Here is a 16,989-nt window from a genome sequence, read left to right on the forward strand (position 1 = left end):
AAAAGTTAAAGCGTATTAATTTGGGTTGTAGAAGAGAATTAATACGCCTTAGACAGGTTACAGAGCGGTTAGCAAATTATCTAGGCCAGATTTAAACAACGCCTGAGTTTCTTCATCTGCATTTACATTTAAATACGAGCTGATTTGAGTGACAAAGCTGGCAATCATATCGGTTGAAAGGCCTAGCGCTTCAAATTGTTGCTTTAAGTCGTTTACCGATTTAAGTGTAGAGCTGTACTCAGAGGCCTTATTGAGTAAGCCTGATAGTGAAGAGCTTGAGCTTGCTGCTGAGTTACCACTAAGAGAGGGAACATCTTCAAGCAGGCTATCAATACCTGGAATGCTGCTTGCCAACTGGGCGTAATCAGCGCCTGAAAGGTTGTCTTGTACATAGTTCATAATTGACGCTATGCCACCTTCTGATTGGTTTTTAGACACGTTAAGGTTACCTGCAACTGAACTCACTAAGCTAGCCAAGTCGATATTAGATGCTGCGCTGGTTGCCATTTCAGTTAGGCTACTGGAAGTTACTGTCGACTCCGCTTTCTTACCGCCTAACAGACCTTTAAGCTGATCAATGTTGGCATTAGCACAAGTAGTGAAAAAAGTAAGGGCAAGCACTGTAGGTGCTAAAACGATACGATTCATTATAGATTTCCTTTTTGTACACCAGCAGCGAAAGCCCGTCTGGAGTAACTTGATTGAAAATAACCATAGCAATTGCGCTATCGACTATTTAAACCTTCCATAAATTAGAAGTTTTCAGGTGTGTGAATACTCACATTCTAACGTAGTGAGGTCGTAAATTCTCTATAGAAATTGTAAAGGCACTTTACATTTTATAAGAGACTTGGGTGATCAAGTGGTAGTGTGCAGTAGGCAGGAACTAAGTCAATTAGACAAAACACTAAAAGGAGCGATACGCTCCTTTTAGTATTCTGACAATTTTGGGGCTTACTTGCTCTGTTTGGGGGGAACGATTATACGCTCTACATCAGGGGAAGCGTTCTTTTCAACACTTGCCGTATCAAGAGAGGCACCAAGTTGATAGTCTAGCTGCACCAGAAGGCCGGTCTGCCTTACACCTTTGCCACCTTGAATACGAGGCTTGTATTCCCATTGTTTCAGGGCAACTTTTGCGCTTTTATCAAACACGCCAGCAGGCACTGATTTTACTACTTTTACATTATCTGTAGCGCCCGTTTCAGTAATATCGAAAGAGAGTACAACGAAACCTTCTACATTTTGCTGCGCTGCTTTTTCTGGATAGCTTGGTGGAACGCGTTTAACCGGCGATGCCTGGTTAATCTTAGCTTCAGATTTTGTCTCTGCTACTGGCGCATTGGCTAAAGCCGTGTTGATGGTGAGCATGGCGGCAATTGAAAGTACGCCTGCAGCCAGTACTTTATTGTTACGCATAGGTTGCTTTATCGCGTTTAAACGTTTGATCATAGTCCTTTTTTCTCCAAAGGTTGGGTAAAGCCCGCGTGTAAAGTGCAGGGCGTCTGAACCATGCTCGGCACACTGCACGAGTGCTTTTGCATAGGTGAGTTTTTCGTTGTCTGTCTTGTCTTTCAGTACTGCGTGATCACAAGCCAATTCTTGATTAATTCTGAAGGATTTTAGCGCAAGCCAAACCAGTGGGTTGAACCAAAATACAATAGCGATAACCAGCGCTAACGCGTTCCACAGGTGATCGTAATGCTTGCGATGTACGTTCTCATGCTCTAATACCAGTGCTTGTTGTTGAATCGAAAATGCACTTTTAAATGAGAAGGGAATAAGCACCTTTGGGAAGATAAAACCAAATAGCATAGGTGTGGTAGCTTTACTGGAATAGTAGGCATTGGTGTGGATAGCGTTGCGCTTTCCTATCGATGCCCATATTTTAAGATGATGCGCTAAGACATAGGCTGTAATTGCGCTTACGCCAATTGCCCATACAGTAAACCAGGTTTCGAACGCTACGGTGTTTAATGTGGGCTTAACGCCAACCACATAGCGAGCAAAGCTATTCGATGGAATGTTAACCAGCGACATTGGAAGGTTGTTGACTATGAGGCAAGCTGGTATCAGCGCCCATAGCTTATAGGTAAGCGAAGACCCAATTTTGTTAGTGAAAAAGTGTTCGCACACCATGAGTAAAACAAGCGCTAGCGACAAAATACCCTGCTGAGCAATAATCCAATCAATCATTGTTTTCTTCCCATTTCTTGATAAGGGCTTTGAGCTCGTCCACATCTTGTTTAGATAACGAGTTTTGATTTGCAAAACCAGCGACCATAGGGGCGATCTTGCCTTTAAACAGTCGGCTAACAAAACTCGTGGTTTCTTTCTTTGTATAGTCTTCTTTAGCAATCAGTGGATAATAAAGATACTGGCGCTGCTGCTTTTCAAAACCTAACACTTCTTTTTTTACCAAGCGGCCTAACAAGGTTTTTACGGTTTTTTCGTGCCAGTCTTTTTTGTCATTCAGTCGCGCAATAACCTCGTTCGACGTGGCAGGATGGTCGTCCCACAGTACGTCCAGCACTTCAAATTCAGCGTTTGAAATTTCGGGTTTGTCTGACATTTTACTCATAATTACGACGTCTTTTATTTTGATTACATTTGTAGTCCATGTTTTTAGATTACACTTGTAATTCTAAAGCGCAAGCTTTTTCTGCATGTTTTTTAAACGGAGAGATAGTGTGAGATGGAGTACTACGCTTGGCGCTTCTTTGAAAGCGTTACGTTGGGTGTATCAGTATAAAACGGTGAAATTAAGCTCGTTAGCTTCTAAGAACTCGCCGAGTATTCGTGCTTGTTGATTTCCACGTGGCACCATTACATAGCACGGCGGCTTTGGGGTTACTTCTTGTAAGTCGTACCACAGCGTATCCAGCACGTCGCTGCCGTGTCTCAAAAAGGTTTCACCCCAAGACGTCGTATAAAGAATGGATACATTCTCTACCGTGGCTTTTTGGCGTAGGGTGGGGAAGTTCACAATGGCAAAACATGCGGTTATGCGTTCTGGCGCCAGCAAGTCATTACGCGGTAGTGACGACACTTTGACAGGAGGAAAATACTTGCACAAATGCTTAAGCAAATCGTTCAAGTCTAGTTCGCTCACTTCACCGTAATTGTAATCGAGATAAACCTTACTGTTTGTATCTATTATTTTGCTCGACACAAGCCAGACCATCAGTGCAATGGCGCTAGTCGCTTGAGTAACTTTTTGTGAATCGTCGATAATGCCCGATTTGCTCAGTAAATCACCAGCATAGGCTGACCATACTTCATCACCATTTTTGAGCTGACGCATAGCAATGGTGATTTTTTCGCAGTAAAGGCTTTCGTCAAAAGCGCGTCGCAAAAACTCAATTTTATCCGGCTTTTTAGCGTAATAGGTACTTAATCGGCGGCCCAGAACGGTCATGTCTTTTTGATCCATCACCTGTTGATGGTGACTAATCTCTTTGGAGATGCGGCGATAACACTTTAATAAAAAGCGGTGAATTCGACGGCTCAGCTGCACACGTTCATTGAATGTCCAATCTTGTTGGTTATCCAAGTGGGCAAGTAGTTTGCGGCTCCACCCCCACTGTTTTGCATACGAGGCCATAATTTTGCGTTTGAAATTCGCTTGCTCACCTTCTACAAGCGGGTGGCTCAATGTACACCCACATTTCAAATATAAACACTGCTGCAATACAGCAATATCTTCCGCCTGACCATTGGCTTTGTAGTGAGCGATGAGTTCGTCAAACATGAGTGCGTAGGGGTCGATATCTGCAACATGCCCTGGAGCTTCAGCACCGCGGTGTACATGCTTTTTCAAAAGGTTGCACAGTGGTTGTCCGTGAGAGATATTGGCAAGGTATACTTCAAGCTTTGCCATTTTTAATACGGACTTGAATGGCGAGTCCATGGCTTTGCCTAATTGCCAGATGGCGGCGCCAAAAAGTTCGCTTGCGTCTAGTCGCTCTAAGTGACCCAAGTCCATGAACCAGTCTACGTCTGGTGAGCCGCCTTTTTCCAAACTATTGTAAATAGCCTGATACTGCTTCTCTGTTGTTTTCTCTGGAGTAAGCCACCAAAACGGCGCTTTGCCTGCTACTACTATATTGGTGTTGTAAAACTCAGCTTTTAGAAACAGGGCTTGCGCCGAGCCCGCGCTTTCACCTTCAGCGACGCCAAAATCGTTTTGCTTAACTTTATCTATCTCAGATAAAAAGAAATGCACTTCAATACCAAAGGTGTTATCCGCCCATTTTTCAATGGCTGTTAGCTTTTGTTGAAGTAAAGTCAGCTCAGTCGTCGAAAAACGTTTACCGTCAATACACACCCAAAAATCAAAGTCTGAGTCGTCAGTCTGAGCAATAGTCCCCACGCTACCCATTAAAACCAGTGCATCAACCGCCCGCTGTCTTGGCCAAATTTGCTTAATGTCTGAAAACAAGTGACTCTGTGCAGGAAAACAGCGCTGCAAAGCTTGTTCTACATCAGGTCTAAACGAGTAATTGTTGATACCAAATGGAACGGTTTCACCCGAGGTGAGTGGTGCCACATATCCTGGAAGGGCTTCGTGGTTAACATGTACAAGAAAGGGAAGCACATGAAAAAGCGGCCTGTGCTTTTCAGGCATGAGCGTAAGTGCACGCTCAATACGTGCTTTGTTGTATCGCAATACGCGCAATAACCTTATGGTAAGGTTTTGCTGAACGGAAAGCGGCTGTTGCGCTGCCATTATGTCAATCTGCACTTCATCATGCAGCCAAGCATAGCGTTATTTCGCGTCGACTTCCTCTAATTTCGCACAGAAAAAGTGATTCTTAATTTGTGATATTCCGTACTTATCTGCTCTCGTGTAAGAGGGAGGTAATGAATAGAGACTTATTCACTTTGTAAGATTGCTCTTACTGCTTCTCAAATGCATCAATTAGCGCATCAGTTTTACCATCGGCAGAAAAGCCGAACCCGTTTTTATTGAATATCAGCGTATTGTCAGACGTCACTGACGTGCGAGCTTCTTTTAAAAATGACTGGATAGTCGCTTCGTCAGTGCCTTTCTCTTGTAGTGTTGATGCAAATGACGTGGCATCTCCCCATTCTTTGAACTGAGACAGACGAGATGTTTGTTGAATAAGCGACGTAAGATTGGTGTCCTTTTTTAGGTACTGTTGTAGGCGCAACGTGGTTTTATCAAGCTCTTGCTCGCCCTGACTGCTTTCAATCACCAGCTCGCCTTTACTCACCGTTAGCTTTGTATCGTCTGAAATACCAAGTTTTGCCGCTAAATTACTTAACTCCGAGGCAAGCTTTTGCCGATTAAAATCGAGATAGTTTGCAATTGTGTTGCCGTTGAGTGAGGCCTCGCCGCTTTCTATTTTTTCAAGATATGTGTCAATTTGATTGCCCTGTAGTTCACCATTAAACGCACTAAACGCATCACCGAGAGCATTGGCCTGCTTGGATTTTTCTACAACATCTTGAAGTGCGCTTTGGGCATTTGCTGTGTCGCCCAAGTAATTGAATAGTGAAGGTGAAGATGACAAGTGGCTGTATGTGGTATCCATTTTTGACTCTGTGTAGCTCACTTCATAGCGTGGGGCATAAAAGTGGGGACCTAATGTAGGCATTCATACGCAAAATCAGCGCCAAGTTCATCGTTATGAAGAGTTTTTATGGAGTAAGGGCTCTTGCGAGCCCCTAGCGAAGAAGTCAGTTCTTAATTGTTGACCCAGGTGTGAGCTACCTGTTCGACGGATATTGCTCAAGGAGCTTGATGACGAGTTCATCAAGTTTATTTTGAATGCTGATACTGTCTTTCGACTCCAGCTCTACCGCTCCTGACGCGCTGTAAACAAATGTACCGTCTTTAACCATGTCAATTTGAAGCCCTTGTTGAAGCGTGGTTTGCTCTCCAACCGGAATGCTAAAAATGCTGCCCAATGAAATGCCGCCAGAGCGACCGTAACTTCCGGTGCCCAGCCCTAGATTCAAGGTGGTGCCATCCTCTTTAGTGGTGGTGGAAGGTAGGTATCCCACCGCGATATCGGCGTCCTCCTCCGAAGATGGGGTGAGGCCTTTCTCAATGAGGCGCTGGGTAATGGCTGAGGAAAGATGATTGGCCAGCGTCGCGTTGATTGGGTTTAGAGGAGGCTGAATATAGAACGTTTTAATATCGGCAAAGTTTTGTGTTTCATCCATATTTACCTGAGGCTTACTACTACTGCATGCGGCAACCACGACCATACATGCAGTTAAAAGTAGCACTGTTTTCAAATACTTTGCCTTTTGCATTAAACCAGTTTCACGTTTTTTTATCATACTGCTGTGCATAATTTTCAGTAAAGTTTGTTAGCTCTTAACTTAAACGAGAGCATACCGTGTTTTGGATCTCATAAGTGGTAAAGCTAGTTTCACCACTTGATTTTCGTCAGCCTGCATAGATAAGCCGCTAAAAGGTGTTCCACATTCACAATAAGACCGTATGCTTTATTCCATTCAGTTTTGTTAATGCGCACCGCTTTGTGGTGTGTGCTGACAAGCGAAGCCACTAATTAAAGGTAAAAGGACATGAATACAACGCGTATAAAACAAGGGGTACTTGCCACGAGTGTCGCCGCACTTTTTTCTGTAAATGCAATCGCGCAACATTCACCAGACGCGAATGTTGAATTAGTGGGCGACATAAAGGGCACGCAAATTACCGGTGTTACGGTAAGTAATGATGGTCGTGTATTTGTGAATGCGCCCAACTGGCGTGACGGCGTTCGCTTTTCCGTAGCTCAGGTTACCGACACCGGAGAATTTGTCGCTTACCCTAATAGCCAAACAAATGAATGTGTGGCACAAAGCGAAGTAAGAAAAGACTGCTTTTTAGCGGTGCAGTCAGTGGTTGCGCACAAGGATAAGCTGTATGTGTTGGACACCCGAAACCCTAAGTTTAAAGGTGTAGTGGATGCACCTCGCTTATTTGTTGTTGATTTAGCCTCAAACGAGATAGAAGGAACCTTGATACTTAGCGAAGACGCTTACCATCCTGATTCGTACATTAATGACTTGCGAGTAGACGAAAAAACGAATCGCATTTATATGACCGACTCGGCTCACGCGGGTTTAGTGGTATATAACCTTGATGACAATACCAGCTATCGTATTTTAGATAACCATAAAACCACTAAAGCTGAAGTCGATGTGTTAAGTATTCAGGGCAAACCCTTTACTATGCCTGTTCAGTCTGACGGGATCGCGCTGGATACGTTAAACGACACACTATATTTTCACGCATTGTCTGGTTATTCGCTGTATGCCATTAACACATCTGACATCGAGAAATCGTCAAATGACGTGTTGGCAGAAAAAGTGCGAAAAGTAGCGACGACAGGCGCACCAGATGGCATGATTTTTCATCAAGGTAATGTTTATTTGGCTGACCTGGAAAAGCAAGAAGTACAGTACCTTACGCCAAGTCTAGACCTTCGCACCCTTGTGAAAGGTGATGTGGTGAGTTGGGCTGATACCTTTAGTATCTACAACAATGCGCTTTACTATACCAATAGCAAAATACAAGATGCGGGTAGTGATGTTAGCGACATGACATTTGAAGTGTATAAGACAGCGCTACCTGCGCGTTACAGTTCGAGGAATTAGCAATGAGCATCACAAAAGGGATTGGCAGCGCGTCACTGGGGTTTGCAGCAGCACTCTTAGTAGCCGGGCAAGCTTCAGCTAAATCAGATTTTGATTATGGCCCTGTGTTTGACACTTTCGGCAAGCATGCTCATGTTGAGGGCGTAAGTTTTCCTGAAAATCAGACATTCAAGGTTGCGTTTGACGTAGCCAAAGCGGCAAGCCCTGGTGAGGTAAACCGCAAGTTTGAGTCGCTGGCACGGTTTATCAATATGCACGTAGCCAACGGCGTTAAGCAGGAAAATCTTTCGCTTGCGCTTGTCGTTCACGGCTCTGCCACAGAAGAAGTGCTTAAAACTGCAAACTTCAAAGAGCGTAAGGGCTTACCTAATGGAAACGAAAGGCTACTTGTAGCGTTGATGGAGAAAGGTGTAGACGTAATAGTGTGTGGGCAGTCTGCCGCTGCCCATGGCGTTGAAAAAAATGCGTTGATAGACGGAGTGAAAATGGATTTGTCAGCCATGACAGCCCACGCGCGCCTGGCACAAAAAGGGTATTCGGTTAACCCTTTTTAAGTTGTGAGTTAATTCCTCTTGCGCACAGGAGCTTAACTATAGCTCCTGTACATTGGCTAGGTAGGGCCTGTTGACCTTTGCTGTACATTTTTGCAGCGGTCTGTGTGCCATCTAGACAAGGCGAATGTTTGACGGTTTAGTGGTTCTAAATCGAGAACATTCAACGCAGTATAGATGGCACAAAGGCGCTGCCCGAAGGGGTCGTTATGGAAGCCTTTTACTCTTTGTCACAGTCCTTTAACTTAGCCCGCTAGGCTTGCAGGACTGTTTCGCGATTAAAAGGCTTCCATTTAGACCAAAATTCGTACACCAAAGGTCAACAGGCCCTAGACGATACCTGCCCAAAGGCAATAATTTTCTCAAACGGTGTGGTGTCGGGTAATGTACCTAAGGCAAAACCACATGCATTGCCAAGCCTTGATTCACAGAAGGTGTGGGCAATGTCGATAAGGGCGTTGTCGTTATTAAGTGACGTAGCAAGAAGTGAACATGCTTGTAGCGCTAGCGCCATTTGTTCTGTTAAATATCGGCTGCGCGTTTCCATATTCTGCGTGTTTGATAGCTCGTCAAATAGCTTACTAAGATGAATATCATAGTGCTTGTTTTTGCCTGCTTGTGTTTTAAGCTCACTAAACAAAGCCTCTTTTACACTGGGCTCTTTGGCGAGTGCGCGCAGTACATCTAAACATTGTACGTTTCCGCTTCCTTCCCAAATAGAGTTCAGAGGCGCTTGGCGATAGTATCGTGGCATGGGGTTTTCTTCAACGTAACCAATACCGCCTAAACACTCTTGAGCTTCGTTAACAAACATAGGCGTGCGTTTACAAACCCAGTATTTTCCAATGGCGGTGGCCAGCCTTGCCAGTGCAGCTTCATGATTATCGCTCGATGCACTATCAACCGCTTTGGCAACGCGCATAGTGAGTGCAGTAGCAGCCGCACATTCAATGGTGAGGTCTGCCAACACATTTTGCATTAAAGGCTGATTGACTAAGGTCTTGCCGAATGCGTCGCGATGACTTACGTGGTGTAAGGCGTGAATCAGTGATTGTCGCATAAGTGCTGATGAGCCAATCATACAGTCTAACCGCGTAAGCGACACCATATCTATGATCACCGGCACACCACGGCCTTCTTCGCCAATCAAATATGCCGTGGCTTCCTGAAATTCAACTTCAGACGATGCATTGCTCCAGTCACCCAGCTTGTCTTTCAAACGCTGAATTCGCACGTTATTGAGTGCACCATTTTCCAACAACCTTGGTAGTAAAAAACAGCTTAGTCCGCCTTCCGCTTGCGCAAGTATAAGATGAGCGTCGCACATGGGGGCTGAGAAAAAGAATTTGTGCCCTACGATATGGTAACTTCCATCAGCCTGTTTAACCGCTGTAGTGGTATTACGCCTAACATCCGACCCACCTTGTTTCTCAGTCATCCCCATACCAATGGTCAGTCCATGTTTCTGACTAGCTGGCAGGGAACGAGGATCATAAACACCATTAATGGTTTTCTCTAGGTATACGGGTGGCAGCTGCTTTCCATACCGCATGGCCGGAATAGCTGCGTGGGTCATAGTCAGCGGGCAAGACGTGCCAGACTCAGCCTGATAATGCATATACATTAGCGCTGCCCTGAAGGTGTGTGCGCCTTCAATGCCTTCATGCTTCCACGAATAGTTGTGCACATTGTGCTGCATCGCACTTTCCATAAGCGCGTGATAGCTGGGATGAAACTCAACATCGTCAATGCGGCGGCCATAGCGATCGAATGTGTGGAGAGTTGGCTTATTCTTATTAGCAAGCTCTCCGTGAGCCATAAGTGCATCCCCCGCGATTTGACCATACTGACCTAATAACCCTTCGTCATGCTGGTGGGATGATGGCAAATGCTGATCGACTAGAACGCGCAGTAAGGTGTCATCACGCCACAAATTGTAGGGCGTGGAAATGGTGGGTTGGTTTTCTACAACGTGCGTAACAAATCGATTTGATGAAGTCATGGCATTTCCACTTGGTGAATATACAAGGTGTACCCTTGAAATGGGCTTTTACTTTAAAGGGCTACGTTTAAGCACTATCTCCAAGTACTACCTTAAAACATTACATTAATAGTTGTAAATTGGTATTTAATGTAATGTTTGTGCGCGGCGCGTGTTTATATAATGATGAATGCGTATATGATTGGCCTTAAGCCAACTTATATTTTAATTAAAATTACGTCCTATCTGAGACAAAGAAGTAAATAGAGTTTGCAATTAGAAAAACAGAAAAAGCCCAAAGCAAGAAAGCTACTGCTAAAGCTATTGGGCTCCCGTGACAATATTCAAATGAATGCCAGCGCAGCTGTTCGCGTAGGGGCGCTGTTTGGTATTTCTGAAAATAACATTCGGGTAACGCTCACGCGTTTACAGTCTGCACAGCTTATTACCTTGGTTGAACGCGGTTTTTACAAGCTGGGCGACAAAGGCATTCGTTTTGCAAAGGAAATTCATCAGTGGCGAGAGGATGAGGATGGGCTTGTACCCTGGCAAAACGATTGGGTTGTCGCTCAAACCAGCACGCTTCCTAAAAGTGATAAAAAGCAGCTCAGAAATAATGAACGAGCGCTGAAGCTTTTGGGGATGAGAAAGCTGACAAACGACGTTTACCTCAGACCGAACAATTTCTCAGGCGGAGCAGGCGAAGTAAGAGACAAACTTTACACACTTGGTCTATCGAGAAAGGCGCTCGTGTTTAGTGCCAGCGACTTTGACACTAAATCACACAGCAGGGCGATGGGATTATGGAGCCACCTAAACCTAGAGGCACTTTATAAAGACGGATGCATCGAAATAGAGGAATCTCTTGCTCGATTAACGTCTTTACCCCTTGAAGAAGCAACCAAAGAATCTTATGTGATAGGAGACAGGGCGTTATACCAATTGGTGTTTGACCCCTTATTGCCATCGCCACTTGCAGATGTAGCAATGCGTGAGCGCTACCGTAATCTAGTAAAACGGTACGATGATGCTGGCGCACAAATTTGGCACCGCTTTTTAAATCAAAACTAAGCGAGATTAAAGGTAAACAGCTCAAAAAGAGGGTTACAGATACGTTACACACAGTTGAGCGTAAATTTCACATATAGATGTATTGTGTGAGAACAGTCAGAAAGAAGAGACGGTAAGTAATTATTTGGCCGCATAGAACGCTAAGTGTAATTAGCTCTAATGGAAGTAGCGTAAATGGAGAGAAGATGACCGCATCAAGACCGTTATTTAAGCATATTCGCAATCATACAGCGCTTTTCAATGAGCTTTCTCAGTATCGAAACGCCGCTGTAGATACCTTGGGGTTTACGGGGTATGAATTTCATAAAACGCCAAAGTTTGTAACCGAAGATGGAAGTCGGCTTACCATCGAACCAGAGAGAAGCATTGTACTGCCTAAAGTTCATGCGTTGTCGGGTTTGAAGAATAAGCTGACACAGGCTATTCCCACGTTACATATGGTTGAGCATAGTGAAATAGGCTATCGCTACCCAACGGCAGCGTTGGCTGGCCTAGACGCGCCATTTATTAAACGTATGCGTTCTGAGTATTTTCACAAAGTGGATGAAGATAGAAGTATTTGCCGCCCTGTGAATTTGTCGTTCGGAATTAAAAGTCGCGGAAAAGCTGACAACCGACAAGAATACGAAGTGTGGATGCCAGACGAAGCGCCAGATCAAAATCCGCTTCCTTTGCTCATCAATGCCTATGGCGAAGACTTACCCGATGATGTAAGACACTTTGTTGAACAACCCTCAAGAGTACACGGTTGGATGGGGGTTAAGCGGGCAGCATTTGAAGCGCTTTACACAAACAAGCAACATTGTGGTGATTTGATAATTTGCGTCGCCATGAGTGTAGACGCCTACAACATTGGCGCTAAACCCGATCTAGCTTATTCTCCTGAAGCAGAAAGCTCTATTGCTGTAAGCAACGCAGAGTTTGAGTGGGAAATAGAGGGGTACTATGCTCCGCGAGGTTGGGCGTTTGACCACGATGAAGTGTGGGCAGCAATAAATCACACGTTAGAAGCTATCAATGCGCCGCTCGATGATTTATACGGCAACGAAATCATTCCTATTGCCGAAAGTAAAACGGAGCGAATTTTGTCAACATTGCAATCACTGGGCGTTAAGCAGGAAGAAGTAGACGAACTCAATCTTCAGCCTTGGGAGTTCATGCTAACCGAAAGTGAGCATAGGGTTAAAGCGCACGATCCCAGCCGTTCGGTTAATTTATTAGGTAGACTAAATCGACTCTTTTACCAACCAGAGCAGCAGTTGCCTTCACTAAATTGGATGCATGACTTAATTGTTTAAGTTGACGAATTAGAGTAATATAAGGGTTTGCTGATGCTTCGAGCCTAGAGGCTAGTTAAAAGTTTGCTAGGATGAAAATGTTGGTTCTTTTTCGACGTTTTTGCTGAAGTATAGGTAAGCGTTTGCTCCTTAAAGAAGTTTTAGTGCTATACATTAAGTTATAACTAAAATAGGGGAGCACGTCTTGAAGCATTCTCAGTCCTTATATTCCCTTCAAATGAAGTCAACTCAAATGCGCCTCAAACATTATCTATTGATCACCTGTCTTTTCAGTCTACAGGCGTTAGCTAATATCAATGATTTTTCTGAATTGAATGCTGATAGGACTTATGCCGATAGCGCTGAAAAATTATTGGAGCGGTTAGCCAATAAATTAGATGCATCTTCTCAAGATAAACTCCATAAACTCGGTGCATTGAGTTCGCCGCTTCAATCAAAGTTCGAGTTGAGTAAATTGTTGATGTATTACTATATATCTTACGACGAATATTCACTCGCACTAGAGCAAGTAAAGGCAATTGAACAAAACGCTCTGAATACGAAGTCTGAAAGCCAACTCGCTTTTGCGAAGCTATCCGAAATCGCTATTCTCAGCCGTTTGGACAGGGTCAAAGGGAAGCGCGCTGGAAGTGATGATTTAAAAAGGTACTATTCCGGTCTCTCTTCACAGGTAAAAGACGCACTCAAGTTCAACTATATTGTTTTTGTCGCGCTATCTGAAAGGAGTAGTCGAGAGGCCATGCTTCTTGGCACGGAAGTAAACTATTTATCTGAAAATAACTCTGGAGTGGGGGATTTGATGATGGGTTTACACGCTGCCTATGTAGTAGAAAACGTTCCCTCTATCAAAATTGAGCTTTTAAATCGATATATAGACTTCTGTGAAGCTCATGATATACCCGTTAAATACTTCATTCATTTTTACAACGTTATTAGCTACTTTCTAAAGCAAATAGGTGACCCCAATATTGTAGGCACTTACACCGATCGATATTTGGCCTACGCGACCGCATCTGAGGATCAAAACGAGATTTACTTTGCCTCACTAAAGAAAGTTGAACAATTATTTTTATTAGGCAAAAACAAAGAAGCTCTCGTACTGTTGGAGCAGGCTGAAAATGGCCACAATTCAGTACCCGAGCGCTGGAAGTTACAAGGTAAGTTTTTGAAAGTTGAGTTACTCGCCTCCCTTGGTCAACTAGAGCGAGCAAATCAATTGTCAGAGTATTTAAGTAACGTACTTAATTCTAATGGCTTAGACGAGCCTTCAGAATTCAAAATTGCCAACACACTGCTTTCATCGTCACAAGGTAACGTTGCGAGTGCATTAAAGCAGATTCAAGCCGAGTTTAGGCGATTCCGCTTTGACGTAACAATGGACCGTTTGAATTACTTGGAAGAGCTAACGAATGCGAAAGAGCAGGAGCGTAAGGCACTATTTGATTCAAGAGACAAAGCACGTCAGCTAGAACAAACTAATCAACTCCTTGTTTTCTGTATCGTTTCCATTTCATTGATGGCGATATTTTTAGTCAAAATGATTGTAAGCAAGAGAAAAGCCTACGAAAAGCTTGAAATCGCAAACAAAACAGACTTATTAACGGGAATGCTCAACCGTCGATTCTTGCAAATGAAACTGGAGCAAACTTTCTCCATGTTGAGTAAGAGTCGTAGAAGCGAAGAGGCAGTACTGCTTTTTATTGACATCGATATGTTCAAATCTATTAACGATAACTTCGGTCATACAGTGGGTGACAAAGTTATTTCTATGGTCTCTGGGCAAGTGATGGACTGTATTAGAGAGCGAGATTATGCAGGTCGTTACGGTGGTGAAGAATTTGCGGTAATACTTAATAACCTAAATGCCGCGCAAGCCATGGATATAGCAGAGAGGATCAGAGTTAAAGTTAGAGAGCTAGAGGACTGTACTTTGCTTGGACAAAGAAAAGTGTCAGTAAGTATAGGTGTATCAGCATTTGATGATCGATTTAAGTCTCTTAATGAATGGTTAAATGATGCTGACCAAGCTCTTTATGAGGCGAAACGCAGTGGAAGGGATCAAGTCGTTCGGTCTAACTTCAATGAACCATCTCAAATAGTGGAAGTTTAACCCTAGTAGACCTTTTGGAAATCTGTAACTAAAAAGACTTATATGTAAAATTTTATATAAAATATGTTGGTTTTTGTAAATAACTTTCAGTTTTGTCGTGATCTGTCTGTTTATTTTGCTATTTCTGTAATTAAATTACGAAAAATACTTTATTTTTTGAAAGTATTGTTCATAATGTATTCATCACTCAGGTGATATCTAATTTAGTTACAAAATAGGAATTCAAAAATGAAACTGTCTACTTTCGCAATTGCTCTAACACTATCTGTTGCTGCCACTCAATCTTTCGCAAAAGATGTCGTACTAAAGCCAATTAACGACAACATCGAAACACAAGCATGTTTAACTGCTGCTGAAGATGGTTTTGGTCCTGCATTGCGTCTTATCCGTTCAAAAGGTTTTAACGCAGAAGAGTTCAGTGCATCTGTACGTTGCAACGGCGAATCACTTCGCACTTTTGCTTACATGTACAAAAACAACAAGGCGACTGAAAACGCGAAAACTGTAGCACTTGTTGCTAAAAACCAAGATGTTGCGTCACAGGCTTGTCTAGAAGCGCTTTCAGTAGGTAAAGAAGCGGCACTAGCGAAGTTTGGTTTGGAAGGTGAGAATATTATTTGTAACCACAAAACAATGTCTGATTTTGTTCGCGAATACAGTGCAGAGAACGTAGTTGTTCGCACTGCTGCTGAATAAGACTGCGTTTTAGGATAGCAACCTACTGCTAATATTTAGTACAGTTTCATGGCCTTTCGCTTGAAAGGGCGAAAGGCCTGACACTTTACGCTTCGCTTGATTTAATTCTACGTAAGTCTTCTCGCATCGGCCAACCTTTAGCCGCACCGTTCAGTTTTTTCATTTTGTATAGGCCTTAAAATAGGCGTAACGCTCCACCTATAGTTATTGGTTTTCATCTGAATGAATCAAATGAAACTCAGTTTGCCTGCCATCTAAATAGGTTACTGACTGACCGTCAAAAAATGCATCTTCTTCCAGCATAATTCTAATTTCTTTGTTCCACTCTTTAATAAAGCTTGCTGCATTGAGTTCTATCGAATAAGCTGTTTGTGCAAACACTGGATAGTCACCTTGAACTGGTACTCCTTCCTGTGCATCCCACATTCCTATCGTTGGACCTGCCGCGTGCCCATGAAAACCAAGCGGGTGGGTGTAAATAGCGGGTGTAATGCCTTGTTCGATAGCCTGCTGTCGCGACATACTCAAAATAGTGTTACCTGTTCTGCCTACTTTAAAATTACCGGTCAGAATGTCCTGCAACTGGTTTCCAGATTTAAGTGCTTCCTTAAGTGAAGCTGGCGCGTCTTTTTCACCAGGCTTTAACACGTAAGCATGCTGCTGTTGATCAGTATTAAGTCGAAGGTAAGTAATGCCGAAATCGACATGAATGAGATCGCCCGGCCGAATGATGTTTTCACCAGGACGCTTGCTAAACGCGGTAATTTGGTCGAAGACTTCACTGTCTTTACGTTGAATTGAGACAGTAGGATGAAACCAGTTGGTCAGCCCTAAAGCGCGCGTTTGATCACGCAGCCACCATACCACATCGTCTGTAGTTGTCACGTTAGGGGTTATAACTTCATTTGAAAATGCCGTTGCTATTAGTGAATGACCAATTTGAGTAAGTACCGGATAATACTGCATTTCAAGGTCACTGCGCGTTTCCAGCCAACCGATTGAGAGTCTTTCGCCACTTACAACGCGGCTTTTCAGCGCTTCAGGAAGTACGGCCATAAATTTATCGTGTTCGGTAGAGGTCATGCCATCAGCGAGCGCAAATGAATCAGACGTATTAATTGCAATTTTAACGGGATTCCGGGCTTCGATAACGTGTTTCAATGCCTTCCACTGGTCGGGTTGTGCTTCCTTATCCCACGCTTTTTTAAATAGTGACCCTACCGCATATCTTGCAACAGCCAAACGTTCTAGCGGTTGACCATTGCCGGGGTTATAAATGACTAACATGGTATGACGTCGTGCGGAAATCCAAGTAGAAGGTAACATGGTTTTTAAAACGGGATCTTCGTTGTATTCCCGGGACATTAACACCCACATGTCGATGCCTTCACGCTCCATAATTTGGGGCAGCACAGAATTGAAGCGTTCAACGGTGATCTTATCAATCAGCTCGCTTCGCTGTTTCATACTAAGAATGTTATTCGCCCATGCGTTTGCCGATAGGGATAACATTACTAAACCTAAACTTACCGCTAGTAACTTTCTCATCCATGTTTCCTGTCTATTATTATTAAAATGATCACAGTGCGCGTTCATTTTTAGTAAACAAACTTAGCAAACAAAAATACAAAGTAAAACGCGCAC

General features: G+C 43.5%; 14 protein-coding genes. 6 read left to right on the top strand and 8 right to left on the bottom strand.

From position 1 onward, the window contains the following. Window positions 1-57: 57 nt before the first annotated feature. The 6 genes from MHN00_RS06605 to MHN00_RS06630 form a co-directional block, all read right to left on the bottom strand. The gene (locus MHN00_RS06605; protein ID WP_239300720.1) at window positions 58-648 is read right to left on the bottom strand and encodes a DUF2780 domain-containing protein; all 591 of its coding nucleotides are present in this window, start codon (window positions 646-648) and stop codon (window positions 58-60) included. A 306-nt stretch (window positions 649-954) separates the two neighbouring features. Next, on the bottom strand, window positions 955-2,196 hold the full coding sequence (locus MHN00_RS06610) for a M56 family metallopeptidase (protein WP_239300721.1): 1,242 nt from the start codon (window positions 2,194-2,196) through the stop codon (window positions 955-957). After that, window positions 2,189-2,581 (bottom strand): BlaI/MecI/CopY family transcriptional regulator, encoded by a 393-nt coding sequence (locus tag MHN00_RS06615; protein ID WP_014950296.1) that lies wholly within the window; start codon window positions 2,579-2,581, stop codon window positions 2,189-2,191. Before MHN00_RS06615 ends, MHN00_RS06610 begins: the two co-directional genes overlap by 8 nt. Before the next feature lie 162 nt (window positions 2,582-2,743). Beyond that, window positions 2,744-4,729, bottom strand: coding sequence for a class I adenylate cyclase (locus MHN00_RS06620; RefSeq protein ID WP_156078684.1), 1,986 nt, complete (start codon window positions 4,727-4,729; stop codon window positions 2,744-2,746). A gap of 169 nt (window positions 4,730-4,898) precedes the next feature. After that, window positions 4,899-5,558 (bottom strand): hypothetical protein, encoded by a 660-nt coding sequence (locus tag MHN00_RS06625; protein WP_239300722.1) that lies wholly within the window; start codon window positions 5,556-5,558, stop codon window positions 4,899-4,901. 175 nt (window positions 5,559-5,733) lie between these two features. Then, a complete protein-coding gene (locus tag MHN00_RS06630) occupies window positions 5,734-6,312 on the bottom strand; it encodes a DUF4136 domain-containing protein (protein WP_239300723.1) in 579 nt (192 codons plus the stop codon). A 249-nt stretch (window positions 6,313-6,561) separates the two neighbouring features. Here MHN00_RS06630 and MHN00_RS06635 point away from each other — a divergent pair, with 249 nt between their 5' ends. Both MHN00_RS06635 and MHN00_RS06640 read left to right on the top strand, forming a co-directional pair. After that, window positions 6,562-7,638 carry a major royal jelly family protein gene (locus MHN00_RS06635; protein WP_239300724.1) on the top strand — a complete coding sequence of 359 codons (1,077 nt, stop codon included), beginning with the start codon at window positions 6,562-6,564 and terminating at the stop codon, window positions 7,636-7,638. 2 nt (window positions 7,639-7,640) lie between these two features. Continuing rightward, window positions 7,641-8,192: a DsrE family protein gene (locus tag MHN00_RS06640; protein ID WP_239300725.1), complete on the top strand. Its 552-nt coding sequence runs from the start codon at window positions 7,641-7,643 to the stop codon at window positions 8,190-8,192. Window positions 8,193-8,508: 316 nt separating this feature from the next. Here MHN00_RS06640 and MHN00_RS06645 read toward each other — a convergent pair whose 3' ends face one another. Continuing rightward, window positions 8,509-10,191 carry an acyl-CoA dehydrogenase family protein gene (locus tag MHN00_RS06645; protein WP_239300726.1) on the bottom strand — a complete coding sequence of 561 codons (1,683 nt, stop codon included), beginning with the start codon at window positions 10,189-10,191 and terminating at the stop codon, window positions 8,509-8,511. Window positions 10,192-10,440: 249 nt separating this feature from the next. Between MHN00_RS06645 and MHN00_RS06650 the strand changes: the two genes are divergently transcribed. The 4 genes from MHN00_RS06650 to MHN00_RS06665 all read left to right on the top strand — a co-directional run bounded on the left by MHN00_RS06650 (window position 10,441) and on the right by MHN00_RS06665 (window position 15,345). Then, on the top strand, window positions 10,441-11,241 hold the full coding sequence (locus tag MHN00_RS06650; protein ID WP_239300727.1) for a PaaX family transcriptional regulator: 801 nt from the start codon (window positions 10,441-10,443) through the stop codon (window positions 11,239-11,241). Window positions 11,242-11,426: 185 nt separating this feature from the next. Continuing rightward, a complete protein-coding gene (locus MHN00_RS06655) occupies window positions 11,427-12,539 on the top strand; it encodes a hypothetical protein (protein WP_239300728.1) in 1,113 nt (370 codons plus the stop codon). Between the two features lie 184 nt (window positions 12,540-12,723). Beyond that, the gene (locus MHN00_RS06660; protein ID WP_239300729.1) at window positions 12,724-14,649 is read left to right on the top strand and encodes a GGDEF domain-containing protein; all 1,926 of its coding nucleotides are present in this window, start codon (window positions 12,724-12,726) and stop codon (window positions 14,647-14,649) included. A gap of 228 nt (window positions 14,650-14,877) precedes the next feature. Next, entirely contained in the window at window positions 14,878-15,345 is a 468-nt protein-coding gene (locus MHN00_RS06665; protein ID WP_014950289.1) for a hypothetical protein, read from the top strand. 204 nt (window positions 15,346-15,549) lie between these two features. Here the strand turns inward: MHN00_RS06665 and MHN00_RS06670 are convergent, their stop codons facing one another. Next, window positions 15,550-16,893, bottom strand: coding sequence for a M24 family metallopeptidase (locus MHN00_RS06670; protein ID WP_239300730.1), 1,344 nt, complete (start codon window positions 16,891-16,893; stop codon window positions 15,550-15,552). Window positions 16,894-16,989 lie beyond the last annotated feature (96 nt).

The sequence above is a fragment of the Alteromonas sp. Cnat2-8 genome, assembly GCF_022348355.1.
Taxonomy (GTDB): domain Bacteria; phylum Pseudomonadota; class Gammaproteobacteria; order Enterobacterales; family Alteromonadaceae; genus Alteromonas; species Alteromonas macleodii.